Source organism: Salinibacterium sp. SWN139 (assembly GCF_015864625.1).
In the GTDB taxonomy this organism is placed as follows: Bacteria; Actinomycetota; Actinomycetes; order Actinomycetales; family Microbacteriaceae; genus Rhodoglobus.
Map to the genome: position 1 here is coordinate 48,723 of NZ_JADYWV010000002.1, position 24,085 is coordinate 72,807.

The window sequence follows — 24,085 nt, forward strand, 5'->3', positions numbered from 1 at the left end:
TTTCATGCTCGAATTCGACTGGCGCGGCTGGATGCAGCGTATTGCTGCTCTGTGGCGCTCGTCGCTTCAAGTGCGCACCGTGGCAATCACGGTGTTGCTGTCGTCGGTTGTTGTCGCCGTGATCGCGGGCTATATGTCGCTAAGCGTCGGGGCGAACCTTTTTGATGCCAGTCGAGACCAGCTCACGCGAACTTCGGCGAACGCAACGCTTGCCGGCCAGCAAGTGTTTGATGCCGCTGATGAAGATCTTGGTCTTGAAGACCTCGACGACATGATGCGGGAGCTTGCTGGCGTGATTGAGAGCGTCGCCTCGAGCACGGGTGGCACGAGCTACGCGATCTTGCGCACGCCGGATCAGGATGGTCCGCGGGTTCCGGCTGACGTACAGACTCAGGGATTGGAGTCAGAGTCGCTCATCTCACAAGAGCTGCGCGACGTCGTGGCGGAGTCCACCGAACAGCGAACCTACTGGCAGTCTGTGGCGCTCGAGCAGCCCGAAGACGGGGCTGTGCATCCGGGCCTTGTCGTGGGGTCAACCCTCGATATCCGGGGCACGCAATATGAGCTCTATCTTGTGTACGACATCCAAGACACTCAAGACACTCTTGTGGTTGTGCAGCAGACGCTCGGTCTTGGCGGCTTTGCCCTGCTTGCGCTCATCGGCATCGTCACCTTCGTCGTGGTGCGGCTCGTCGTTGGCCCCGTAAAATTGGCTGCTGAAACGAGCCAACGCCTTGCCGCTGGAGAGCTTGAAGTGCGCATACCGGTTCAGGGCAACGACGTCATTGCGACGTTGGCGCGCTCATTCAACGGAATGGCCACGAGCATGCAGCAACAGATCACGCGGCTGGCTGCGCTCTCGCAAGTGCAACAACGCTTCGTGTCGGATGTCTCGCACGAACTGCGTACGCCACTCACGACTATCCGGCTCGCCGGCGATGTTCTCTACGATCAACGTGAGTCATTCCCGCCCGCGACGGCCCGCACTGCTGAGCTCCTCCACACTCAAGTGGAACGATTCGAGCTGTTGCTCGCTGACCTGCTCGAAATGAGTCGCTACGACGCAGGTGCCGTCGATATGGAAACCGAGCCAACAAACCTCGTGCGCCTTGTCGAAGACGCCATCGCGAGCCTCACGTCACTTGCGGCAAGCAAGGGATCCGAACTGCGACTTGTGGCACCCGGTGGCTACTTTGAAGCGGATGTCGACCCGCGTCGCATCCGCCGCATCCTTCAGAATTTGCTCAGCAACGCCATCGACCACGGCGACGGACTGCCGATTGTGGTGTGGGTTGATAGCGATCAAGACGCGGTCGCTATTGCCGTGCGCGACTATGGCGTCGGCATGAGCCAAGTTGCTCTCGAACGAGTGTTTGACCGTTTTTGGCGTGCAGACCCTTCACGCCAGCGCACCACCGGAGGCACCGGGCTTGGCCTTGCAATTGCCCTTGAAGACGCTGCACTCCACGGCGGTTGGCTTGAAGTGTGGTCGGATGGAGACAACGGCTCGTGCTTCCGCCTCACCATCCCGCGCGCCCGCGGCGCTGAGTTGCGTTCCTCGCCGCTCGAATTACCGCCGAATGATGACGTACCGAGTCTGGAGGGCCCGAATGACTAAGTTCTCTCTGACTTATCTCGCCCTTCTGGCTGCCGTCTCGGTAGCGCTCACCGGTTGTGTGGGTGTTCCGCTTTCGAGCGACGTTCAATCGGGGCCGCTCATCGATGAACAAGACGACACCCAGTACGAAATTGTGGCCTCAGGCCCGGTTGCGGGGTCGACTCAAGAGCAAATCCTCACCGACTTCATGAACGCAGTGCGATCACCATCGAGCGACTATTCGGTTGCCCGCGAGTTCCTCACGAGTTCGATGAGCGAAACCTGGAATCCCGCAGCAAGCGCAACGGTCCTTGAGCGCGACAAGTTGCCGACCATTGCTGAGGCGGGTGACGAGACTACGCTCACCTACTCCTTCTCGGCGCAAGCGGTGATCGATGAGCGTGGGGTGTACTCCGAGCTGAGTACGCCGGTATCGCAAACGCTCGCTTTCGAGCTCGAGCAGGTGGCTGGCGAGTGGCGTATTTCTGTAGCGCCACCCGGCATCGTGCTCTCCGATCGCGGCTTCGAGGTGAGTTTCGAAGAACAGGTCCTGTACTACTTCGACCCCAGCTTCGCCTTTCTGATTCCGGATGTTCGTTGGTTCGCTGTGCGGGAGTCCACCCAATCCCGTGCCATTCAGGCGCTGTTGGCTGCGGACTCCGCATGGGTGCAACAGGGGGTGCTGCTCACCGCTTTCCCGGCATCCACCACACTGGGTGCCACCAGCAGCCTTACCTCGGGGCGAGCTGTCGTTGACCTGAGTTCGGAGGCGCTCGCCGCAGACACTGTTGCTCGCGAACGGATGCAACAACAGCTTTCTGCCACCCTGCATACGCCCATTGTCGTATTGACAGTGGATGGGCGAGATTTTCAGAGCAGCAGTTCGGGGCAGAGCGCTGCGGTCATTGAGCCGGGGTCGGCTGGGCCGCTCGTTGTCGGAACCGGCAGCGAATTTGGATTCAGCACGAGCGACGGACTCAGCGAACTCAACGAACTGAGCTCGGTTGTTGTCGAGGCCGGTGCAACAAGCGCGGCGCTCTCGGCCGACAGGCTGTCTGTCGCTTACCGGGCTTCCGATGGCGGCGCCTACTTTGCGACGGTCGGTGTCGCTCCACGGTTGATCGATGAGCGCTCTGGCCTTGTTGCGCCTTCGCTCGACCCGTTCCGGTTCGTCTGGTCGGCGCAAGAAGCGCGAGCGACGTCGCTGTCAACATTCGAGGTCGACGGCACAGAGCATCCGTTGCAAACGATGCTGCCGGCAGATTCAACGATTGTGTCGCTGGATGTCTCACGCGACGGTGCCCGTTTGCTCGTGTATCTCTCCACGCCGACTGGGCCTCAACTGCTGGTGTACGGGATCGTCCGTCAGCAGGGCAATGTTCCGGTGCAACTCGTGAACCCGGTCTCGTTGCCGGTTCGGGCGGGTGATGCCATTGACGCCGCCTGGGTCGGCTCGAGCACGGTCGCGACGCTCTCCGGCAGCGCTGACTCAACCGAGGTGACGGCCTACGAGATTGGCGGTCCGTCTAGTGAGCTTGGCGACGTCGACGGGGCAACGCAGCTTGTCAGCACAGGAACAAACAGCGATGGACTCCGCGTGCTTGCCGATGGAGAAGTGTGGCGCCCCCAGGGCAGCCAAGCCTGGGTGCTCGCGGGGCTCGACGCCTCCTTCATGGCGTCGCAGCAATAGCAGCTCTCCACGGATCATCCGGGAGCGTGGTAACGGGGCGATGCCTCCCGGCACGCTCTCTTTATGACGCCTTACGAGCAGCCTCCTGAACAGCCGCACGATGGTCGCGAGAACACTGGTTGGGGTGCGCTCGTGCGCGACGCCCTGCGGGATGCTCTCGCGCTCATCCTTCCTGTGGAATGTGCCGGATGCCAGCGGCACGACCGAGCGCTCTGTGGCGAATGTGCGCGCAGCCTTGTTGCGCACACGAGCATCCACTCGACGCCACAGCACCTGCGCGTGTACGCCGCGCTGAGGTACGAGGATCGGGTTCGCCGGGTTCTGCTCGCCTTCAAGAACCATCACCGCACCGACATCGCCCGGCCGCTCTCCGGTGCCCTCCTCGCGGCGCTTAGGCGTGCGCTCAGCGAGTCGGCGACCGTCGGGGGACTATCAGGTCCGATCGAGATCGTTGCGGTCCCCAGCAGCACGAAGGCCTTCCGTACGCGCGGCTATCACCCTGTCCAGCTCGTACTGAAAGCTGCCGGGATCCGCCACGCCCGGGCGCTTCGCGTCGCTCAGAAAACTCGCAGCCAGAAATTGTTGAGCGCTGAGGAGCGTGCAGCGAACGTCAAGGGCGCGTTCATCGCGGTGCGTTCACTTGCCGGTACCCGCGTAATCATTGTGGATGACGTGCTCACCACAGGAGCGACACTCGATGAAGCAGCGCGGGCAATTTCTGCTGCGGGCGGAACGGTCATCGCGGCCGCAACCATCGGGTTCACTCCAAGAACGCTGACGGTTCGTGACATTGCCAGCGGTGAGGGCTACGGTATGGAAAAGGGCGCGAAATAGAAGCTGCCTCACGGGGCAGCCGCGCATTATGGCTAGGAGGTCGCCGTGGAAATCACCGTCAACGGACGAAATGTAGGAGTCACGGATCGTTTCCGTGAGTACGCGATCGAAAAGTCTGAGAAGGTTTCTCACTTGGCCGAGAAGGCAATCGCCTTCGAGATCAAGGTAACCCGACACCACGAAACTAAAGGTTCCAGTGGAGACGACCGCGTTGAGTTGACGTTGATTGGACCAGGTCCGCTTGTGCGAGCGGAAGCTGCTGGTTCAGACAAGTATGTTGCTTTCGATTTGGCTATGGCCAAGCTCGTCGAGCGAATCCGCCAGTCGAAGGATCGCAAAAAAGTTCACCGCGGAAACCACCGCCCCACTTCTCTTCGTGAAGCGAGTGCTGGCGGTTTTGCGGTTGTTGATATCACCCCCGCAAGTCCCGACGTGATCGAAAAGGTCGCGACCGGCGCAATTCCTATTCAGGGGGAAGAGGCGGAACCAGGGGACGAGGACTACTCGCCAGTAGTCATTCGCCGCAAGGTGTTCCCGTCCAGCCACATGACGGTTGAGGAAGCTCTCGATCACATGGAATTGGTCGGCCACGACTTCTTCCTGTTCGTCGATAGCCAGACCGATCGTCCGAGTGTGGTCTACCGCCGCAAGGGCTGGGATTACGGCGTTATTGCTCTCGAAGAAGAGGCAGATGACGTTGTCCCAAGCGGCCGCTCGCGCAAGCGCAAGGTCGCTAACGGCTAAGTACACCAAGTTTTTGGCTTGGAGTTGATACGATTACGAACCGGTAACGCGGCTGTGCGCTGATTGCACGCACCGCGTTACCGTGACGTAAGCGTCTAAAAGACTGCGCTTCGTCGAGCAGTGCCAGCGTCGGACCCGTCCGACAAGAATGGGAGTATTCGGTGGCGAATGTTTTAGAACGCGCTCTTCGCGTAGGTGAGGGTCGACTTCTTCGACGCTTGAAAGGCTACGCGGCGGCCGTTAACCATCTCGAGGATGACTTCAACACCCTCACTGATGACGAGTTGAAGAACGAGACTGTTGAACTGCGTGAACGCTATGCCGGTGGAGAGTCGCTCGACGACCTGCTTCCTGAGGCTTTCGCTGCGGTCCGTGAGGCGGCAAAGCGCACCCTGGGCATGCGTCACTTCGACGTTCAGCTCATGGGCGGTGCAGCACTGCACTTGGGCAACATCGCTGAGATGAAGACCGGTGAGGGCAAGACCCTCGTGGCTACGCTCGCTGCCTACCTCAACGCCATCGCGGCGCAGGGGGTGCACGTCATCACGGTCAACGACTACTTGGCCAGCTACCAATCTGAACTTATGGGTCGCGTTTTCCGCGCCCTGGGCATGACAACCGGATGTATCGTCTCCGGTCAAGCGCCTCCTGAGCGTCGCGAACAGTACGCGGCTGACATCACGTATGGAACCAACAACGAGTTTGGCTTCGACTACCTGCGCGACAACATGGCCTGGCAGGCGAGCGACATGGTTCAGCGCGGACACTATTTCGCTGTCGTTGACGAGGTCGACTCGATTCTCATCGACGAGGCGCGTACCCCGCTCATCATCTCGGGTCCGTCGTCGGGGGAGGCAAACCGGTGGTTCACCGAGTTTGCGAACCTCTCGAAGAAACTCGTTCCTGAGGTCGACTTCGAGGTCGACGAGAAGAAGCGCACCGTTGGTGTGCTTGAGCCCGGTATCGAAAAGGTTGAGGACTACCTCGGCATCGACAACCTGTACGAATCGGCTAACACCCCGCTGATTTCGTTCCTGAACAACTCGATCAAGGCTCGTGCGCTGTTCAAGAAAGACAAGGACTACGTCGTGATGAACGGCGAAGTGCTGATTGTTGATGAGCACACCGGCCGTATTCTTCAGGGTCGTCGCTACAACGAAGGTATTCACCAGGCGATTGAGGCCAAAGAGGGTGTCGCGGTTAAAGCCGAGAACCAGACTCTCGCGACCGTCACTCTGCAGAATTACTTCCGTCTCTACAACAAGCTGTCGGGAATGACCGGTACTGCCGAGACTGAGGCAGCCGAGTTCATGTCGACGTACAAGCTTGGCGTGGTGGCTATCCCCACCAACCGACCGATGCAGCGCATCGACCAGTCCGACCTGATCTACAAGAACGAGCAGTCAAAGTTTGAGCAGGTAGTTGCTGACATCGCTAAGCGCCACGAACTCGGCCAGCCGGTTCTCGTGGGTACAACGAGCGTTGAAAAGAGCGAACTGCTCTCGCGCATGCTTGCTAAGAAGGGCGTCAAGCACGAAGTGCTGAACGCCAAGAACCACGCTCGTGAAGCAGCAATTGTTGCTCAGGCGGGTCGCCTCGGTTCTGTCACCGTTGCTACCAACATGGCTGGTCGAGGAACCGACGTCATGCTCGGAGGAAACGCTGAGTTCTTGGCCGTTGCCGAGATGAATGCTCGCGGTCTTAACCCGTCGGAAACTCCGGACGAGTACGAAGCTGCATGGGACGACGTCTTCGCTGAAGTGAAGGCTGGAGTGGAGAAGGAAGCCAAGAAGGTCATCGATGTCGGTGGGCTTTACGTGCTGGGAACCGAGCGCCACGAATCTCGTCGTATCGACAACCAGCTCCGTGGTCGTTCCGGACGTCAGGGTGACCCGGGCGAGAGCCGCTTCTACTTGTCGCTGCAAGACGACCTCATGCGTTTGTTCAACAGCGGTGCCGCTGAGGCGCTCATGGGGCGTTCGTCGGTTCCCGATGATCTCGCTATCGAGTCCAAGGTCGTCAGCCGCGCCATTCGCAGTGCGCAGTCGCAGGTTGAATCCCGTAACGCTGAGATTCGCAAGAACGTTCTCAAGTACGACGATGTTCTCAACCGTCAGCGTGAAGCAATTTACAGTGACCGCCGCCACATCCTTGAGGGAGACGACCTAAAGGATCGCGTTCAGCGTTTCTTGAAAGACGTCGTAACCGAGGTTGTTGACGTTCACACCGCTGAGGGTCACTCCGAGGAGTGGGACTTCGAGGGACTGTGGGCCGAGCTCAAGACGATGTACCCCGTCGGTATCACTGTCGACGAGGTGCTCACCGAGGGCAGTGCGCGCGGCAAGCTGACGAGCGCGTTCGTGTCCAAGGAAGTTCACTCGGATGCGGTGATCGCTTACGAGCGCCGCGAACAGCAACTGGGCGAGACCGCCATGCGTGAGCTCGAGCGTCGTGTTGTGCTGAGTGTTATCGATCGCCGCTGGCGCGACCACCTCTACGAGATGGATTACCTGAAAGACGGTATTGGTCTGCGGGCTATGGCCCAGCGTGATCCGCTCGTCGAGTACCAGCGTGAAGGATTCGCTCTCTTCCAAAGCATGATGGGCCAGATCCGCGAAGAAACGGTTGGCTTCCTCTTCAACCTTGATGTCGAAGTCAATGGCGGCGGAGAAGCAACGACTGTTCAGGCGCGCGGGTTGGATGCACCGGCAGCACCGGCAACTCAACTCAGCTATTCGGCGCCAAGCGCTGATGCGTCGGGTGAGGTTGAGGTTCGCAACGATCGCGGCCAGGTTGAGCGTGCGGCAACGGCTCAGGCGCAGCAGCGTCAGCCGAAGGTTGCTCCTCAGCAGGAGGCTCAGCCCCAGGGCAACGATCGTGGCGCGTTCGGTCAGCGATCCGAGGGCGCTGCTCCCGAAGCGCCGTTGAACCGCTCGCAGCGTCGTGCGCAGGAGAAGCGCAAGAAGTAGCACGAACTCAGGCGGGCAATTGAATGCCGGCTCTTAACAAACGAACGCCCCACTCATGTTGAGTGGGGCGTTCGTTTGTGTGCGCTGTAGGGGTGTGAAACTACAGCACGTTGATAGCGGTCGCTCGCCAACGCTTGTCGAGGCCTTCAAGGCGCACCGCGACAGCGCGGGTGCGGGCACGACCACGGACGATGACCACAGCTTCGATCGCGCCATCGCGAGGTTCGCAGAGTCGAATTGAGCCGATGCTGAAGCTGGGCCGAGTAACGGGCTGGCCTTTGGCGCGGCGGGCGCGAGCCGAAAGCACGGTGCGCTTGAGGAGGTGACGGTAAACGTCATCAGTGACCCAGCGAGCGATTTGCTCCAGGTCGCGCGCGCCGGCGAGAACCTCGATCACACAACGAGTGAGGTTCTCAACGAGGGGAGCGGGGTCAGGTAGCTCGGCGCTTGGGGTCGGCTGGTGCCCAAAAAATTCGTCGGGAACGAAGCGGGGCCGGATGACCTTCGACGGAAGGGTTCCAGTGCGCTGGCGCGCCTGTGGGGGTATTTCCACACTCGGTAAGGAGGCGGGAAGTGGCTCGGTACTCATGATCTCCCGGGTAAAAGGTCAAGACGGCGATGTTTACCCCCATAAGGGGGTAGACCACACTTAATCAGGAAGTAGACCAGTTGTCTATGACCAATTTTCAATTGTGGATAACATTTCGGAGCCCGAGGCCACCGTGAGTACCGTCAACCCATGCGCTGGGACAACCTCTTTGACGACCTCGAGAGCCAGCTCGAGCGCGAATTAACCGCCGATGATCTCGAGATTGACGCGGAAGAGGAACGGCTGCGACTGGGGCGGCTCAGCATCCGCGACCGCATTATGGCGCTCCACTCTCGCAGCAGTGCAGAGTCGCCGCTAACCCTTTCGGTGCTGTTGATCACGGGCACCCGCGTCGTGGTGCGCCCCGTTATCATCGGCCGCGATTGGATGTCAGCTGACCTCGTTGACGAAAGCGGCCGCCCAGGCCAGTGCATCGTTCCGTTCGCGGCGCTGGCGGGCATCTCGATGGGGGCGGCTCACATCACGCCAAGCCTCGCGACTACGCCTTCCAACGGGCATCCGAGTCTCTCGCAGCGGTTGAGCCTCAGCTACGTGCTTCGCGATTTGTGTCGGCGGCGCCGCGCTGTATCGTTGGTGTTGGTCGCGGGTGAGGTGCACGGCACGATTGACCGCGTCGGCCGTGACCACGTGGATGTCGCGGTGCACGAGCGTGGAGCAGTGCGCCGGGAGGCTGCAGTCTCGGAGTACCGCTTGGTGCCGTTTACGAGCGTGGTGCTCGTTCGACCGTAGCGTGTGGTCTGTCACGGCGATCAGCGCCGAGATTATTAGCGCGCGCGCTGCTCACCGAAGTTGACCTCGGTGACCGTGGCGATGTCTGACTGGTTCCAGAGACTCATACGACGAGTTTCTTCATAGAGAGCTTCGATGTATGACTCAAGAACTGAGTTCTCGATGCGCCATTGACCTTTGCTGCCCACTTTGATTGCGGGCAGTTCGCCGGAACGCACGAGTTCAAGAACTTCGTGCGGAGACACGCTGAGCACTTCGGCAGTGTCAGCCAGCGTGAGAAATCTCCCGAGGCCCTCTGCTGGGTTGATCGCGTTCATGCATCGATTATGCGGGCATAAAGCTGTGAATAGGGTTGGTGTGGATAACTATCGCGCCACTTCAGGGCCGTAACGAACCATGGTGCCATGATCAACACCCGACGTGGGGAGTGTGCGCTATGAGCCGCCGCTCCGGCAGAACTCAGTCCCAAGCGCGTGCGCGAGCGTTCGCTCTCGACCCGCGATTAGCTATCGGTGTTGTGCTCGTTGTGGCCTCGGTGGTGGGCGTCGTTGCGATTGTTGCGGCGTCAGACGATTCCACCGAGGTGTATGCCGCAGCATCGTCGCTGACGCCGGGTGATCGAGTCATGAGCTCCGATCTGGTGATCCGCAGCGTCAAGCTCAACGAGGCGACGGACCAGTACATCGCTCGGGGGGAGTTGCCAGCGGAAGGGTTTATTGCGACCAGGCCCATTGAGGCAGGGGAATTGGTTCCGTCATCCTCTCTGGGGAGCCATGATGGCCTCTCATTGACCTCTGTCGTGGTGTCTCCTCAGGGCGGGCTGGCTGCGACCGTGAAGACGGGAGCGTCGGTGGATGTTTGGGCAAGCGCTGAGGCAGAGGACGGCGGCTATGGCGCGCCAGGAGTGATCATCTCGGGGGCAGTCGTGGTCCGTTTGGTCGAGGATGATTCGCTTGTGTCCTCGGCGCAGGGTAGTGCGATTGAGTTGCTGGTGCCGCGCTCGCGTGTTGCTCGTTTACTCGAGGCGATGGCTAACGGCGATGTGCTGTCGGTCATCCCGGCGAATCTTCCTGCGGAGGGCTGAGATGACAGCGTTTGCTCTCGCGATGCCTGTGAATCTTGAAGATCAATTCGCTTTTGATGCTGGGCATCACGGCCACGAGATTGTGTTGCGGGCGGTGAGCGCCCCGGAGCTCGCATCGCGAGTGGCCGGAGCTCAGGCCGATATTGCGCTTGTCGCGGCGGAAGCTCGATATCTCACGGATCGGCTCATTGCTTCCTGCGATCAGGCTGGCGTGCGGCTCGTCGCGATCGCCAGTAGCGAGCGTGAACAGCGCTACGCGAGCGATTTAGGGCTGTACGACATTGTGGAGGCGGCCGAGGGGTGGGCGGGCCTCGATGCTCTTCTTTCGCGATCCCAGTGGAGCTCAGAAACTCCGGCTCCTGAGCGCAGTGCGCTCGGGCAAGTCGTCGCGGTGTGGGGTCCGGGCGGTGCCCCTGGCCGAACATCCATTGCCATTTCCGTTGCCGCCGAACTTGCTGCGCTCGGCTACAGCGTGGCGCTCGCCGATGTGGACACTCATGGGGCTTCGGTGGCACCTGCGCTTGGCATGCTCGATGAGGCTCCCGGATTTGCGGCGGCGTGCCGCTTGGCGGGCACTGAAACGCTTACTACCGAAGAACTGGGGCGCATCGGGCAGCGCTATGAGTCGCCTCTGGGCGGCTTTTGGGTGCTCACGGGCATCGGGCGCCCTAGTCGCTGGCCCGAACTCTCCTCGGAGCGCGTAGGTGCGACTATCGCTCAGTGTCGTCAGTGGGTCGACTACACCGTGCTCGACACGAGTTCGAGCTTAGAAAACGACGAAGAGATCACGAGTGACCTTTTCGCCCCACGGCGCAACGCGGCCGCGGTCACGGCGGTACGAGCCGCGGATCATGTCATTGCGGTTGGCTCTGCAGATCCGGTTGGATTGTCGCGGTTCTTGCGCGCCCATGTCGATCTGCTCGAGACAGTGACGACCCGCAGCGTGAGCGTTGTCATGAACAAGATCCGAGTGAGTGCCAGCGGCATGAACCCGCACGGCCAAATCACCCAAACACTTTCGCGATTCGGCGGTATTGAGCATCCGATTCTGGTGCCTCACGACCTCTCAGGATTCGATGGCGCCGTGCTCAGCGGCAAGACCCTTGTGGATGCTGCACCGCGATCGCCAGCGCGCGCTGCGATCCGCGATCTCGTGACGTCGAGACTCGTGCCCGACGAGATTGAGCCAGCTGCTCAGCGGTCAATGTTCAGGAGGATGCTGGCACGCGGGTAACCTGTAGAGGTGTCGACTCTCAGTGATCTAGTCCAAGAGCAGGGCCATTCGAGCGAAGCGGATATCGAATGGCTGCACATGCTTGTCGGCGACTGGCAGCTTCTCGCCGATCTAGCGTTCGCGGATATCGTGCTGTGGGTTCCCAGCGATGATGGTCAGTTCGTCGCCGTCGCTCACGCTCGCCCCAGCAGCTCGGCGACATTGTTCTACCGCGACTTCGTTGGACAGAAGATCAAACCGGAGTGGCACGCGCAGGTCACCGAGGCCTTCGAGACTGCTCGCATCGTCGATACAGCTGCCCCCGCGTGGTACGAAGAAACTCCGACCCGCGTGCGCGCTGTGCCCGTGATGCGTCGGCTCACGGCCACGGGCAACGAGACAACAGCAACGCCGATTGCCGTAATTACCCGGCACACGAATCTGGGCGATGCCCGCACCCCGTCACGTCAAGAACTCACCTTCAACGGCTGCGCGAATGACCTTTTCGCCATGATCGCGGCCGGCGACTTTCCCGACATGGGAGCACCAGCGGCACCGCGTCGAGGTGCACCGCGAGCATCCGATGGTCTGATCCGTCTGGATGTTGATGGTCTTGTGACCTTCGCAAGTCCCAACGCGCTGTCTGCATTCAACCGCATCGGTTTCTCGGGAGAACTTGAAGCGGAATCACTCGCTGAAGTCACCACCACTCTGATCGCCGGCCAGCCAGAAGTGGATGAGTCGCTTCCCCTAGTCGTCACCGGTCGTGCTCCGTGGCGCACCGACATCGAAGCGCGCGGTGTGACTGTGTCGTTGCGCACCATTCCGATTCGCGACCGCGGAGAACGCGTTGGCGCCATCGTGCTGTGCCGCGACGTGACAGAGGTTCGCCACCAAGAACGTGAACTCATCACCAAAGACGCGACGATCCGTGAAATTCACCACCGGGTGAAGAACAACCTGCAGACCGTCGCATCGCTGCTGAGGATTCAGGCACGCCGAACCCACAGCGAAGTCGCGCGAGAAGCGCTCGGCCAAGCCATGCGTCGCGTCGCCGCGATCGCTGTTGTGCACGACACCTTGTCGGAGGGGCTCAACCAAAACGTTGACTTCGACGTGGTGTTCCACCGCGTCTTGAAGCTCATCGCCGAAGTGGCATCGAGCCACAACACGACGGTGCACCCGACATCCGTGGGCAGCTTCGGTGCCCTGCCGAGCGAGTACGCAACGCCACTAGCTCTGGCGCTCACCGAGCTCGTCACCAACGCTGTTGAGCACGGCCTTGCCGGACGGGCCGACGGAACCGTCGAGATCGATGCGCGACGCACGGCAGACAAACTCACGGTGCAGGTGCGCGACAACGGTGTAGGACTAGCCGAAGGACGCGTCGGCGAAGGCCTTGGCACCCAGATCGTGCGCACTCTCATTCAGGGAGAGCTCAGCGGAACCATCGACTGGCACACGATCGTCGGCAGCGGCACCGAAGTGACCATCGACATCCCGCTAACCTGGCTGACTCGCGTCAAGTAGGGCAGAGAGACGTCGATTCGGGCGGTGCTCACTCAAAAGTGGTGGCTGTCTCACCGGGGCGCGACAAATAGCGCAGAATTTGATCTGCAGAGTTAGTCGCGTCGGTAGGCCTCACGGCCCGAGGCGAGAGGTGCTTAGGAAGCGCGGCGTGCGCGTGCGGCGCGACGCTTGAGAGCGCGACGCTCGTCTTCGCTGAGTCCGCCCCAGACGCCTGAGTCTTGGTTGGTCTCAAGTGCGTACTGGAGGCACATTTCAGTTACCGAGCAGCGACCGCAGACGGCTTTTGCTTTTTCAATCTGGTCAACGGCCGGACCGGTGTTTCCGACCGGGAAGAATAGCTCCGGGTCAGCGGTGAGGCATGCAGCGTTATCGCGCCAGTCCATTTGTTGCTCCTTACAGTGTGTTGCGATGCTCGAGCGCACAAAAAAATTACGCCCTGATCGGCGTCGAGCTTGAGAAATTGTGTGGGTCTCGCTCGCAACACTGGGAGCCAGAAATCAACCTCAACTAGAATCGCATATCGTCAAAGGCAAAGCAATGGTCTTTCAGCGATTTAACGGGGAGCGAATGGTAGACGAACTTGTCCGAGAAGAGAAAACGTCGCGTCATCATCCGTATTTGATTGCGCTGGCGATAGTGATCTTCCTCGAAAGTGCCCTGCTCTTTGCTGCTCTGGGGTATTTGGTCTTCGAACTGGGGGCTGAAACTCCGCAGTCGTATCCGAGTGCAATCGCTCTCACTGTGCTGACCGCGATCGCGGCAGTGTGGGTAGCCGTAATTGGTATCAATGCCCTGCGGCAACAACCGTGGATTCGCGGCGCCGCCGTCGTCTGGCAGGTGCTGCAGATCTCAGTGGCGATCGGCAGTTTCCAAGGGGTATTTGCTCGGCAAGACGTGGGATGGTTGCTGCTCACCCCGGCAATCGTGGTCTTAGTGCTGCTCTTCACGAAGCCGGTTCTTGCGGCAACCACCCGCGACGAGGGTTAGTCGAGTCCGAGCTTTTTGCGCAACGACGCTACGTGCCCGGTCGCTTTCACGGCGTAGAGGGGGAGCGTGATGACTCCCTGCTCATCGATCACAAAAGTGGATCGGATGACGCCAACAACCTGCTTGCCATACAAGTTCTTTTCGCCCCAGGCTCCATACGCTTCGTGCACCGCGTGGTCGGGGTCGCTGAGGAGGGGGAAAGTTAGTGCTTCCTGCTCGCGAAACTTCGTGAGCTTCTCGGGAGTATCGCGAGAAACGCCCAGCACGACATAGCCCTCTGACTGCAGCGAGCCGAGTTGATCACGGAAGTCACAGGCCTGCTTCGTGCATCCGGGAGTCATGGCTGCTGGATAAAAATAAAGAATCACTTTCTTGCCAGAAAAGTCGCTCAACGACACCGAATTTCCGTCCTGATCGGGCAGTGTGAAGCTCGGTGCGGGGGTGCCGGCGGCAAGTCGAGAAGATTCAGTGGTCATTGTGCTCCTTAGTCGCTTTAACTCATGGTAACGTTGTTCCTCGGTTGCCCTGAGAGGGAAAACCAAGCCACGCACCTCTAGCTCAATTGGCAGAGCAACTGACTCTTAATCAGTGGGTTCCCGGTTCAAGTCCGGGGGGGTGCACTTCGAGAAAAACCCCCACGATTATTGCGATCGCGGGGGTTTTTCGTTCCGTAGCGGTTAGCCTTGTGTGACCTCCACCCGATTGACTTTGTTGATCGTGCAATACACGTGCAATAGCTTGCTCTCGCGATCGCGCTTCTATCGAGGTCGAGCGCCTAGAGTCTCTTCGATTGAGTGCCCCGGCCGTGCATTGTTGAGGGCATCTCCGGTATCGTCTGAATACAGTCGTTCCCGAACTCGGAGTTGAATCAATGAAGCTGATCAGTGCCAACGTCCGCCGCTACCGCAGCATCGAGGACGGAAGCGATGTCGCCATCGAGTCCGACGTTACCTGCATGGTTGGCAAGAACGAATCCGGAAAATCTGCAGTATTGCAAGCAATTTATAAGAGTCATCCGGTTGAAAAATCGTCGAAGTTCGACGCGGGGATCGACTTTCCTAGCCGTCTAACTAGAGAACGCAAGGACAACCCTAAGATCCCCGTCACCGTGCTTACCTATGAGCTCTCCGACGACGACATGGAATTCATAGAAAAGAAGTTCGGGCCTGATGTGTTGTTGAGCCGAGACGTAGCCGTCACGAACGGTTATGGGTATACCAGCACCACTTGGAGCGGGATCCAGGTGGACGAAATTGGGGCCGTCGCTTTTTTAGCGAGAGAAATAGACGCGCCGTCCGCAATTCAGAAGCTCATCGATACTGCAAAGACCACTGCTGAGCTGCTCGAGATACTTGTTCCAATCGAGGCGCCAGCCGCGCCAATCGCCGCAGCAATAGCCACTATCAAAGGGTGGCGGGGTGAAGACCTAGTGTCGGCAATAATAAGCGCCCTTGCTCAAAGGCGTCCGAAGTTCGTATATTTTTCGGACTACGACACTATGCCGGGGAAGGTATCCATTCCTGACCTGATTCGGAAGCGTGACGAGGACGAAGCAAGCAGGGGTGAGCTGGGAGTGATGTCGCTTCTCAGCATGGCCGGTGTGACGCTAGAGGATTTTCTTGAGCCGGAGACGCACGAACACTTGATCCGCGATTTGGAGAATGCTTCAAACAGCATTTCCGACGAAGTTTTCGAATACTGGTCCCAGAACAAAAACCTCGCAGTCAAGTTGACTCCGATCGGTGTCGCCGAGACGGGTGCTCTACCGCCCCTAAACGCAGCGCCCCTTCTCCAGATCCGCGTCGAAAATCAGCGGCACCGAGTGACTGTGCCGTTTGATGAGAGATCTCGCGGGTTTGTCTGGTTCTTTTCATTCCTCGCATATTTTTCGCAGCTTGAAGCCGAGGCGGAGCAACCGTTAATCTTGCTGTTGGACGAACCAGGAATCAACTTGCATGCGTCTGCGCAGGCGGACCTACTGCGGTTTATCGACGAACGTCTCGCGCCGAGTCACCAAGTGATTTTTTCGACGCACTCCCCGTTCATGATCAACCCCCACGCGCTTGGTCGGGTGCGAACGGTCGTGGATGTGGACAACCAGGGTACAAAGGTGTCATCTGACGTGCTCTATTCCGATGCGGAAACGTCGTTCCCCCTTCACGCCGCGATTGGCGTCGAGCTTGCCCAAACCCTTTTCGTCGCGCCGGATGTCTTACTCGTTGAGGGGCCGTCTGATGTGATCTACCTCGAAGTCCTGTCGAATGCACTCTTGTCTGTAGAGCGAGTGGGCCTAGACCCGCGTTGGGCTATAACGCCTGTTGGCGGAGCGTCAAAGTTGCCCGCGTTTTTGACGCTACTTGGGGCGAACCGGCTGAACGCTGCGATTCTTGCAGACTCTCCGTTCGAAGATTCAGGGACGATCGATCGCTTGCGTAAGACGGGCCGTCTCGGCGCAGCAGGCGTCGTGTCGATCGGTGAAATCGTCGGCGCTGCCGTCGCCGATGTGGAAGATCTTTTCGAGCCGAGTCTCTATGTCGATCTAGTGAGCGACGCGTATGCCGGAGCGCTAGGAAACAAGAGGCTAAAAGTCGGAGACTTATCGAGCGGAGAGCGGCTCGTTGGTCGTGTCGAGGAGTATTTCAGGACGAACTCTGTCAACAGCGGTCGTCTCAACCATTTCGCGCCAGCGTCTGCGCTGCTGAGGGGGCAGCCAAAGTACGTCGGCAAGCTAAACGAGGCGACGCTAGATAGAGCCGAAAAGCTTTTCAAGAAGATCAATACGTTCCTCAGTAATTAGCGACGAGGGTGCGACGCTACATCCTGTCTCGATGGCCCAGTAGCCCCGCAGCACCGTTGCGCGGACGCGAGGACCCGATTTGTTCGCTTAGAGTTCGATGTCCCGCCGCAACTCGGCTGAAACTTTACGGCGATTAGCGCGGGTAGAAATTGCGTGTTCGATTACGGCAGTTGCTTCTCGTCTCCACTGGCTGAGTTCGAGAGAAACGTATTCGAGATGTGCGTCGATCGCCCCACGGAGATCCTCGCGGTACCACTGCACTTGGTTGGGGCGGATTTGCCGACCATCGAGGGCAAGGTGAGCATCCCGTTTGATTCATTTCCTCGGACATTGACGTCCGGGCTCCAGGCAACGTAGTGACGGCGTGGACGGGCAGTTAATGCTGCCGTAGACCCGGAGAAAGGGACTGTGAATGACAGACGCGTCCCGTGAACGAAAGTCGCGGGCCCGCCGGTCAGAGCTGTGGACGTCAACACAAGTATTAACCGGGTGCTCATCACGAGGTCGCCCCATCGCACCGTAGGCGGATGAAAACCGTGACGTTCCAGTATCAATACCGCGACCTCGGCGTCTGAGAGAGAGTCGTCTTCCTCGCGTGGTCGTTGACCGGAAGTGCTAATTCTGTGCACTTGGGCTAAGTCGTTACGGAGGGCGCGGTCGAGCACCGCCGATAGAGGCGGGCCGGAAAAGAGTCGGGGCATGGTTTTCCAATCGTGGTGTCTGTCGGGCAGGCGCTACTTCTCCCAGACCCGCGCGCACAGCGAGAGGCAGGACGCGAAGCGGTCAGCGCGAGGGGCGGGGGAGGGGGTGGAGTGCCCCCCTCTATTCACAAGGAATCGGAAACGTGTGTGCGTAGCGCGTTGGTTGGTGCTCGGATCTCCCGCTGCGAATAGGAGACGCAGCGGGAGACCCGGGCGGGGGAGTCGCCGCGCCAGACATCCACCTCACGGAGTATCCAGCGCGGCGGCGGGGTCAACCGTGACCCGCGCTCCCGGTCTTTGTTAGGCAGAGGCTTTGATCTTGATTACAGATTCGGGTTGAACGAATCCGAAGCCTAGGCGCATGACGGCTCGGATCGCTGTCTGGTCTTTGCTGAAATAGGCGGATGTGTCGAATACAAGGGAGACATCGTCGCGCAGGACGCTGTACACGCGATCTTGTGCCAGACCCCACGCCGTTCCTTGCACTACCGATGAGCTGACGTAGAGCGGTACTCCGAGAATGTTACGTTCGATTCCGTTTGTGGCACCGACTCCGAAGAGAGGCAGGTTTGAGCCTGTGCCGGTCGTGAGCTTGGCCAGAGCCGATGCAGTGACCGGGTCAGTGATGAAGGCAGAGAGCGCTACGCCAAGCTTTTCGGCGGCAGCAAGAGAACGTCGCGCCGAGCCTTCGACGTTACCCTCGAATCTTCAACTTTGGTTTTCGGCGTCGGGAAGAGTTTTTAGCCGTTTCGGTGATGTCCTTGAACGTATATACGTGCCGGTAGACCTTAGAAACACCAAAAACCGCTGAAGTAGCGAGTACTGTGACAATCAGGTCGGCATTGAGATCTCTCATAATGACTTCAAGATTCTTTCCGTATTTCGGGGGTGAGAGTCGCGGTGGCAGATGTCGACACCAATCAATCTCATCTAGAAGTAGCCTGGGCGTTGCGTTCCAGAGCGATGATTTTTTTGGCCGACGAACTCCAAACCATGTGTCTCGTGACAGCGGTATCGGCACGGCAGTTTGTCGCCCAGGTGATGCTACGTTCAACGCCGCTCGTACTTGCAGGTAGGTGACGGGCAGCAGTCGGTTATTTACGCGAAGGATGATCCGGTAGCGACGATTTTCATGGCGGCGGTGTGATGCTCCAATGACGTTATTGAACTCGACTCTCGGCCGAGCCGACAAGTAAACCAGATATATGCCAATAAAGGTTGTGGCGAGTCCCAAGGGGATGTCGAGGAGCTTGTCCCAAAAATCGACGGTCATGGACTCGATGCTAATGGTTGCAGGGCATCGGTCGAGGTGTCGGACAAGATTTCTGTCGTCCGGGGTTCGGCCGAGGTCAACAGACCCACTTGAGGGCATCTGTTGTGGCATTTCCGTTCCGCGGACGAGCGCGTGCGCTGAGATCGCGAGCTGGGCGCTGATGTGGCAGCAGCATCGTCGACGTCGAGGTGGACGTCAGCCAGCGGCATTGTGCAGGTTGCGACGCGAGCCGTGCCGTCCTAAGCCTCACGGGCTAGCACTCGGATGCGGCTGACAATGGGCTGGGGCGGCACGTGTGCGGTAAGGGCGAACGGCCCGAGGCGATTAGTGGCCCAGAATAGCTCATGGCCCTCGGGGCTGAAGGCGGCTGACTTCTGAGCGAGATCGAACACGGCGGCATCGTTGATGAGGGAATCGAGACGGTCGTGCGTAGAGATTTCGGCTGCTGCATCCTGAATCGAAGCAGCGCTTGAAAGGTTGGCCTGGATCATCCGAACGTTCGCGGCAGCGTTAGTTGTCTCGTTGATCGCTGAGCGGGAGCGCTCAGGGTTGCGGACGGGAGCCGGTCGAACGGGATGGTGAAAAATATCTATTGTCCTCCTTATGGGGGGCGTGCTAGCTTGTTGGGCACACCAGACCGGCCCGCTCCGGTCATCCCCGATGGTGACGAAGAAGGTGGTACCCCGAATCACTCCCCAGCGGCGCAGTTCACCCCCGTGAATGCGCTCGCACTCCCTGTCGTGAGCCAATGGCGGCCACGATTCTGCAGTTGCGTGCGGATGCGTCGAAACGCATTCCCCCTGCAGAAAGCTGCCACACATGTTCATTAAGAAACTGCTGGCGACAGTTGCCAGCATCACCCTCATGACCGGTGCACTTCTCGGCGTATCCGCACCCGCATTTGCTGCCGATGAAGCACCCGCCCACGACCCGACGGTGACCGAACCCATCACCGATACCCCGGTGGAGGCGCCCGAAGCTCCGGCGCCTGCTGCCTCTCCCGAGCCACCGTCAGTGCCGGCATCCCCGGCTGAGCCCGTTGGTGACGCTTCACCAGAATCTCCAGCGCCCGAACCATCGGCGGCAGCCGTCGATATCCCTTCCGCTGCAGAGCCAGTGGCAGCAGCTGCTCCCTCAACGCAGCCCGAGCAGCAATCCCGCCCGCAGAAAAACGTGAAGGTCTGGGTGTGCAAGTTCGTGTCGAGCGATAACTCGCCGGCGGGCTACCAACTCAAATCAGGCAAACAGCCCATTCATGTGAGCATCAATGCGCTCGGCGATGACGTCAATGACACGGGTAGTTTCAATGATCGCCAACCCTCATTCGTCGTTGCTAGCAACGATGCGAGCCTCTGCTCTCACACGGAAGTAATCGTCGACGAAGAGGTCACGTGCCCTACTTACCAGTACGGCGGAATCGTGAATGTCACTACTTCGACAAAACTCTTCTACGGCAGCACTCAGGTGGATTTCACCCAGACACAGAGCACTCGGCCCCTCACCGCTGAGGAATTACGTGCCTGCGACCCTCCGCCCGTTGAGGTCTACGTCTGCCAGTTCGCGGCGAGCGATAGCCATCCCAGTGGTTGGGTGTTGCAGGAAGGCCCGCAACCCGTACTCGTTGAGGAGAGTGATCTCGGGCCCGACGTGAACGATTCTGGCGACTTCGACCCAGAGGCACCTTCGTTCATTGTGGCCAGTGACGACAGTTCGTTGTGTGCATCAATGGTGGTCGAACGTTCGACCGAGGTCATATGCCCCAGCGTGAGCGCTGACGGCTACGCGACGATCACGACCGTGCGCTCATTCTTCTATGGCACGATCAAGGTCAACGAGAGCAGAGTTGAAGAGACTCGTGAGTTGACGGCAGATGAGCGTTATAGCTGCCCCGAAGTGGGTGGTGCGATGGTGGCAACCGCTGCGGTGAGCTTCGAAGAAGCAACGTGCGATGCACCACAGCGACTGATTCTGGGCCCCGTGGTGAACGCTACTTGGGGTGAGATTATCGACCCCGAGGGTCCGGCTGACTATAGCGTCACGGCAACCGCAACCGAAGGCGCCGAGTTCCCCGCCGCTGGCCCCGCAATCCTGGCAGCCGGTGCTTCAACCACGATGACCTTTAGCGGAGTGCTCGATCCACAGCTCGATCCATCCAGTCCCGAGTGTGATCTCGTGACCTTGGGTCTCGTGATGCCGGCGGTGACGTTCTCGCAAGCGAGCTGCGATGCGGCAGGGAGCTACACGCTCGGTGTGGCTGCAGGCTATGACCCCGCACTGGTGACCTTCACGGTGAATGGTACTGCCGGCATCGTGGCCGGAACGTACCCGGTAGCAGCATCCGGTTCGGTGGTGGTGACTGCCCAAGTGGTGGAGCCCAACGGTCTCGAATTCGATTGGAGTGACCCGCCTGCTTTCGCATTCGAGGTGCCGAGCAGCGACGATTGCGTCTCTCCAGAAGTCGTGACCGCTCAACTGCCCACTCTTGCCTACACCGGCAGTAGCGGTAGTGCGGGTGCTTGGTGGCTATTGCCGCTGAGCATGATCGTGCTCGGTGGCGCTGCCATCGTCGTGCGTCGCCGAATGGATGCTGAACTCACGTAATCAGTGCAGTCCTGCCCCGGCGCGAATGTGCGTCGGGGTTAGGGCAGCCATGGTGAGGGGTCGACACGAGTGTCAAACACGTAGACCTCGAAGTGAAGGTGCGGGAACGTTGAGTAGCCGGTGTTGCCAACCGATCCGAGGAGAGCTCCCGCGGCTACCCACTGGCCAGCGACGACTGCTTCTGAGCCTTCGATCATGTGAGCGTAGAGAGTTTTGATTCCGTTGCCGTGATCGATGATGACGTGACGGCCCCAGCCGCCTCCGTAGGTGACGCTCTCGACTGTGCCGGGGGATGCCGCAATGATGTCGGATCCTTCGGCAGCCATGATATCGATGCCGCCGTGAAATTCTCCCTCGCCGCGGTATCCGAAACCGTCGTTGATTTCGCCGTTGGCGGGGAACAGTTCGAGGGTGCCAGAAATGCCAGCGGCTGTGACAACGACTTGCTGCTGAACTTGTTCGACGTCGTAGCTGTCGCGAACGACAGGAGTGGGAAGACCGGTCGCAGGAGAAGCGAACGTTTGCACATTGTCGAGGGGTGATTCGCTGGCGGCGGACGCAGGGAGAGCGGCGAGGGTCGCGGGATCCGCAACGAACACATCGTCATCCTGGGTGGGAAAGAGAGCTGCCGGAACGGTGCCGCCGACGAGTATCGCCCCTACGGCGAGCATGGTAATTGTTCGTTTCAACAGCGTTCCTTGGTTGGGGTCTGAAAGGTGGGCTGCGTCGGGGGGAAGGCACAATCGTGTCGAAGCTTGCCGCTCTCGTTGGTGAGACGTGGGTTAGAGCCAAATGCAAGCCTGATTGGTGCGAACTGCAGCACACTCGCCGAAACCGCTTCGATGCGGTTAGACAGGCGAGTAAGTCCATAAAAATACGGGATGAACCTGAGAACAGTACTCAGGGAACAGTAATTCACGGCGCTCGCCCTATATCCTTTGGGGGCAAACGTTCTATTTCTTCGATGGGGAGGAGCCCGATGGGCACCAGTTCGCGACCGATTATTGGTCTCACGTCGTACCTTGAGCAGGCTCAGACCGGCGTCTGGGATCTTCCCGCGTCCTTCCTGCCGAAAATCTACTTTGAAGCGGTGACGGATGCTGGTGGCATCGCAGTCTTGCTGCCTCCGCAGCCTGTGGACGACGACATCGCTGCCTCAATCGTGCAGGGGCTCGATGGCCTGATTCTCACGGGCGGCAAAGATGTAGACCCGGCGCGCTACGGTCAGGAAGCGCATCCGACGACTGATGTGCCCCGCAAAGACCGCGACGCTTTCGAAGACGCGCTCGTGCGTGCCGCTATCGAACACAACGTGCCATTGCTCGGCATTTGCCGTGGTGCCCAAATCCTGAACGTCGCCTTAGGCGGCACGATCATCCAGCATTTGCCCGATGTGATCGGCTCCGCTCGTTACAGCGCTGGGGGAGGCGTTTTCTTGGTCAATGACGTTGCCATTGAGCCTGACACGACGCTGTCGGCGCTCTTGGGGGGCGATGACACGGTGGCCGTGAAGTCGTACCACCATCAAGCGATCGACACCCTTGCCGACGGGCTCATCGTCACGGGGCGAGGTGACGACGGCGTGATTCAGGCGGTCGAATTGCCGAGCGTTGACTTTTGTGTGGCTGTGCAGTGGCATCCAGAAGAGGATGCCAAAGAAGATGCCCGCTTGTTCCGTGGCGTTGTCGAGGCGGCAGCCCGGCATCGCGACAAGCGCTCACAGGCTTAGCGGAGCCGTGACGCGCCCTGATCGCGGCGTTAGTCTTCGAGCTCGTAGGAGTCGCTGGCTTCTTTGGCGATCGTTCCGATAGCGATGGCGATAGTGATTCCCCAGCTGATCCACATGAGAATGAGGCGCCAGTCGCGCGGACCCTGCTTGGTGGTTTGAAAGATGCTCCAGCCGCCGGCGACTGCACTGAGGAGACTGCCGTTGAACAGGTACTTGCGCATGTTTTCCTCCGAGGGTTGGTGTTATCCCACGCTAGCGCGTGAATCTGATGGCGGCTACTCGGCGTTAGTGGCGGCACACAAGTTCGGCGGTGTGCTGGATTTTCGCTGACAAATCGCTCCGGATGTGACTCCTGACCGATCGGTCAGTTAGGCTCATCGGGTGTCCAGTCAAGAACAACTTCAGCGTATCGCGCTCGCCGAGTTCTCTATCGCCGGCTATACCGGCACGTCGATCCATCGTATCGCTGAACTCGCGGGGCTCTCCAAATCGAGCGTTCTCTACCATTTCACTTCCAAGGAAGCGCTCCTCGAAGCGGCCGTAACCCCGGCCATCGAGCGCCTCGATGCTCTCGTCACCACCCTCGAGATGAGCGGGATGGAACCAGAAAAACGAGAAGCTTTCCTCGCCCGGTTCGTCGACTTTCTCTTCGACTGTCGCCAAGAAGTTCACATGTTCATCAACCAGGGACCCTCTCTTGTTGGCGTGCCCGTGCTCGACCGGGCGAACGATATTGTGCGCCGACTCGCGCAAGTCTTTGCCGCCACCACATCAAACCCGCACGACGCCATGCGCTTCGGGATCGCGCTTGGCGGCTCTGCCTACCTGCTCTGCGCCTCAGCGAATCTCTCGCTGCCCCTCGAATCTGACGACGACACTCGTCAAGCCCTCATCGCGATCATGAGCGAACTACTCGCCCCTGTTCGCAGCGACTAACTCGTTCGCACCAACTCACTGACTTCGCGTCGAGCCTCACGCCTCGTCGTATTCACCGCAC

23 protein-coding genes and 1 tRNA gene are annotated in these 24,085 nt (G+C 59.6%); 15 read left to right on the forward strand and 9 right to left on the reverse strand.

Annotation, left to right across the window (positions count from 1 at the left end):
• Nucleotides 1–4 precede the first annotated feature (4 nt).
• From mtrB to secA, 5 genes are all read left to right on the forward strand, one after another.
• Complete coding sequence (gene mtrB, locus I6E74_RS05375) at nucleotides 5–1,618, forward strand: MtrAB system histidine kinase MtrB (RefSeq protein WP_197123751.1); 1,614 nt, start codon at nucleotides 5–7, stop codon at nucleotides 1,616–1,618.
• The gene (locus I6E74_RS05380; protein ID WP_197123753.1) at nucleotides 1,611–3,287 is read left to right on the forward strand and encodes an LpqB family beta-propeller domain-containing protein; all 1,677 of its coding nucleotides are present in this window, start codon (nucleotides 1,611–1,613) and stop codon (nucleotides 3,285–3,287) included. Before mtrB ends, I6E74_RS05380 begins: the two co-directional genes overlap by 8 nt.
• A gap of 63 nt (nucleotides 3,288–3,350) precedes the next feature.
• Entirely contained in the window at nucleotides 3,351–4,121 is a 771-nt protein-coding gene (locus I6E74_RS05385) for a ComF family protein (RefSeq protein WP_197123755.1), read from the forward strand.
• 45 nt (nucleotides 4,122–4,166) lie between these two features.
• Complete coding sequence (gene hpf, locus I6E74_RS05390; protein WP_197123757.1) at nucleotides 4,167–4,865, forward strand: ribosome hibernation-promoting factor, HPF/YfiA family; 699 nt, start codon at nucleotides 4,167–4,169, stop codon at nucleotides 4,863–4,865.
• Between the two features lie 161 nt (nucleotides 4,866–5,026).
• A complete protein-coding gene (gene secA, locus I6E74_RS05395) occupies nucleotides 5,027–7,834 on the forward strand; it encodes a preprotein translocase subunit SecA (RefSeq protein WP_197123759.1) in 2,808 nt (935 codons plus the stop codon).
• Between the two features lie 100 nt (nucleotides 7,835–7,934).
• Here the strand turns inward: secA and I6E74_RS05400 are convergent, their stop codons facing one another.
• On the reverse strand, nucleotides 7,935–8,423 hold the full coding sequence (locus I6E74_RS05400) for an Rv3235 family protein (protein WP_197123761.1): 489 nt from the start codon (nucleotides 8,421–8,423) through the stop codon (nucleotides 7,935–7,937).
• A gap of 150 nt (nucleotides 8,424–8,573) precedes the next feature.
• On the opposite strand from I6E74_RS05400, the gene I6E74_RS05405 reads away from it, so the two are divergent.
• Complete coding sequence (locus I6E74_RS05405; protein WP_197123763.1) at nucleotides 8,574–9,173, forward strand: hypothetical protein; 600 nt, start codon at nucleotides 8,574–8,576, stop codon at nucleotides 9,171–9,173.
• A gap of 35 nt (nucleotides 9,174–9,208) precedes the next feature.
• Here the strand turns inward: I6E74_RS05405 and I6E74_RS05410 are convergent, their stop codons facing one another.
• The gene (locus I6E74_RS05410; protein ID WP_197123765.1) at nucleotides 9,209–9,490 is read right to left on the reverse strand and encodes a helix-turn-helix domain-containing protein; all 282 of its coding nucleotides are present in this window, start codon (nucleotides 9,488–9,490) and stop codon (nucleotides 9,209–9,211) included.
• Between the two features lie 119 nt (nucleotides 9,491–9,609).
• Here I6E74_RS05410 and I6E74_RS05415 point away from each other — a divergent pair, with 119 nt between their 5' ends.
• From I6E74_RS05415 to I6E74_RS05425, 3 genes are read left to right on the forward strand one after another with little or no spacing between them, the layout of a single operon-like run.
• Entirely contained in the window at nucleotides 9,610–10,257 is a 648-nt protein-coding gene (locus I6E74_RS05415) for an SAF domain-containing protein (RefSeq protein ID WP_197123767.1), read from the forward strand.
• 1 nt (nucleotide 10,258) lies between these two features.
• Nucleotides 10,259–11,491 carry a regulator gene (locus tag I6E74_RS05420; RefSeq protein WP_197123768.1) on the forward strand — a complete coding sequence of 411 codons (1,233 nt, stop codon included), beginning with the start codon at nucleotides 10,259–10,261 and terminating at the stop codon, nucleotides 11,489–11,491.
• A gap of 9 nt (nucleotides 11,492–11,500) precedes the next feature.
• The gene (locus I6E74_RS05425) at nucleotides 11,501–13,000 is read left to right on the forward strand and encodes a sensor histidine kinase (protein WP_197123770.1); all 1,500 of its coding nucleotides are present in this window, start codon (nucleotides 11,501–11,503) and stop codon (nucleotides 12,998–13,000) included.
• A 134-nt stretch (nucleotides 13,001–13,134) separates the two neighbouring features.
• Here I6E74_RS05425 and I6E74_RS05430 read toward each other — a convergent pair whose 3' ends face one another.
• Nucleotides 13,135–13,383: a WhiB family transcriptional regulator gene (locus tag I6E74_RS05430; RefSeq protein ID WP_009772809.1), complete on the reverse strand. Its 249-nt coding sequence runs from the start codon at nucleotides 13,381–13,383 to the stop codon at nucleotides 13,135–13,137.
• Nucleotides 13,384–13,567: 184 nt separating this feature from the next.
• Between I6E74_RS05430 and I6E74_RS05435 the strand changes: the two genes are divergently transcribed.
• Nucleotides 13,568–13,987 carry a hypothetical protein gene (locus I6E74_RS05435; protein WP_197123772.1) on the forward strand — a complete coding sequence of 140 codons (420 nt, stop codon included), beginning with the start codon at nucleotides 13,568–13,570 and terminating at the stop codon, nucleotides 13,985–13,987.
• Here I6E74_RS05435 and bcp read toward each other — a convergent pair.
• Complete coding sequence (gene bcp / locus I6E74_RS05440; protein ID WP_197123774.1) at nucleotides 13,984–14,463, reverse strand: thioredoxin-dependent thiol peroxidase; 480 nt, start codon at nucleotides 14,461–14,463, stop codon at nucleotides 13,984–13,986. The genes I6E74_RS05435 and bcp overlap by 4 nt on opposite strands.
• 71 nt (nucleotides 14,464–14,534) lie before the next feature.
• On the opposite strand from bcp, the gene I6E74_RS05445 reads away from it, so the two are divergent.
• Both I6E74_RS05445 and I6E74_RS05450 read left to right on the forward strand, forming a co-directional pair.
• Nucleotides 14,535–14,607 (forward strand) — tRNA-Lys (locus I6E74_RS05445).
• A gap of 251 nt (nucleotides 14,608–14,858) precedes the next feature.
• Nucleotides 14,859–16,784: an AAA family ATPase gene (locus I6E74_RS05450; RefSeq protein WP_197123776.1), complete on the forward strand. Its 1,926-nt coding sequence runs from the start codon at nucleotides 14,859–14,861 to the stop codon at nucleotides 16,782–16,784.
• Nucleotides 16,785–17,785: 1,001 nt separating this feature from the next.
• Here the strand turns inward: I6E74_RS05450 and I6E74_RS14810 are convergent.
• The 3 genes from I6E74_RS14810 to I6E74_RS05465 all read right to left on the reverse strand — a co-directional run bounded on the left by I6E74_RS14810 (nucleotide 17,786) and on the right by I6E74_RS05465 (nucleotide 19,249).
• Nucleotides 17,786–18,112, reverse strand: a complete 327-nt coding sequence (locus I6E74_RS14810; protein WP_197125181.1) for a phage major capsid protein — start codon at nucleotides 18,110–18,112, stop codon at nucleotides 17,786–17,788.
• Nucleotides 18,113–18,179: 67 nt separating this feature from the next.
• Nucleotides 18,180–18,758, reverse strand: a complete 579-nt coding sequence (locus tag I6E74_RS05460) for a hypothetical protein (RefSeq protein WP_197123778.1) — start codon at nucleotides 18,756–18,758, stop codon at nucleotides 18,180–18,182.
• A gap of 239 nt (nucleotides 18,759–18,997) precedes the next feature.
• Nucleotides 18,998–19,249, reverse strand: coding sequence for a hypothetical protein (locus I6E74_RS05465; RefSeq protein WP_197123780.1), 252 nt, complete (start codon nucleotides 19,247–19,249; stop codon nucleotides 18,998–19,000).
• 328 nt (nucleotides 19,250–19,577) lie between these two features.
• On the opposite strand from I6E74_RS05465, the gene I6E74_RS05470 reads away from it, so the two are divergent.
• Complete coding sequence (locus I6E74_RS05470; RefSeq protein ID WP_197123782.1) at nucleotides 19,578–21,359, forward strand: hypothetical protein; 1,782 nt, start codon at nucleotides 19,578–19,580, stop codon at nucleotides 21,357–21,359.
• A 38-nt stretch (nucleotides 21,360–21,397) separates the two neighbouring features.
• Here I6E74_RS05470 and I6E74_RS05475 read toward each other — a convergent pair whose 3' ends face one another.
• Nucleotides 21,398–22,048 carry a M23 family metallopeptidase gene (locus tag I6E74_RS05475; RefSeq protein ID WP_231604806.1) on the reverse strand — a complete coding sequence of 217 codons (651 nt, stop codon included), beginning with the start codon at nucleotides 22,046–22,048 and terminating at the stop codon, nucleotides 21,398–21,400.
• A gap of 290 nt (nucleotides 22,049–22,338) precedes the next feature.
• Between I6E74_RS05475 and I6E74_RS05480 the strand changes: the two genes are divergently transcribed.
• Entirely contained in the window at nucleotides 22,339–23,088 is a 750-nt protein-coding gene (locus tag I6E74_RS05480) for a gamma-glutamyl-gamma-aminobutyrate hydrolase family protein (protein ID WP_197123785.1), read from the forward strand.
• A 29-nt stretch (nucleotides 23,089–23,117) separates the two neighbouring features.
• Here the strand turns inward: I6E74_RS05480 and I6E74_RS05485 are convergent, their stop codons facing one another.
• Complete coding sequence (locus I6E74_RS05485; RefSeq protein ID WP_197123787.1) at nucleotides 23,118–23,309, reverse strand: hypothetical protein; 192 nt, start codon at nucleotides 23,307–23,309, stop codon at nucleotides 23,118–23,120.
• 160 nt (nucleotides 23,310–23,469) lie between these two features.
• Here I6E74_RS05485 and I6E74_RS05490 point away from each other — a divergent pair, with 160 nt between their 5' ends.
• The gene (locus tag I6E74_RS05490; protein WP_197123788.1) at nucleotides 23,470–24,024 is read left to right on the forward strand and encodes a TetR/AcrR family transcriptional regulator; all 555 of its coding nucleotides are present in this window, start codon (nucleotides 23,470–23,472) and stop codon (nucleotides 24,022–24,024) included.
• The last annotated feature ends 61 nt before the right edge of the window (nucleotides 24,025–24,085 follow it).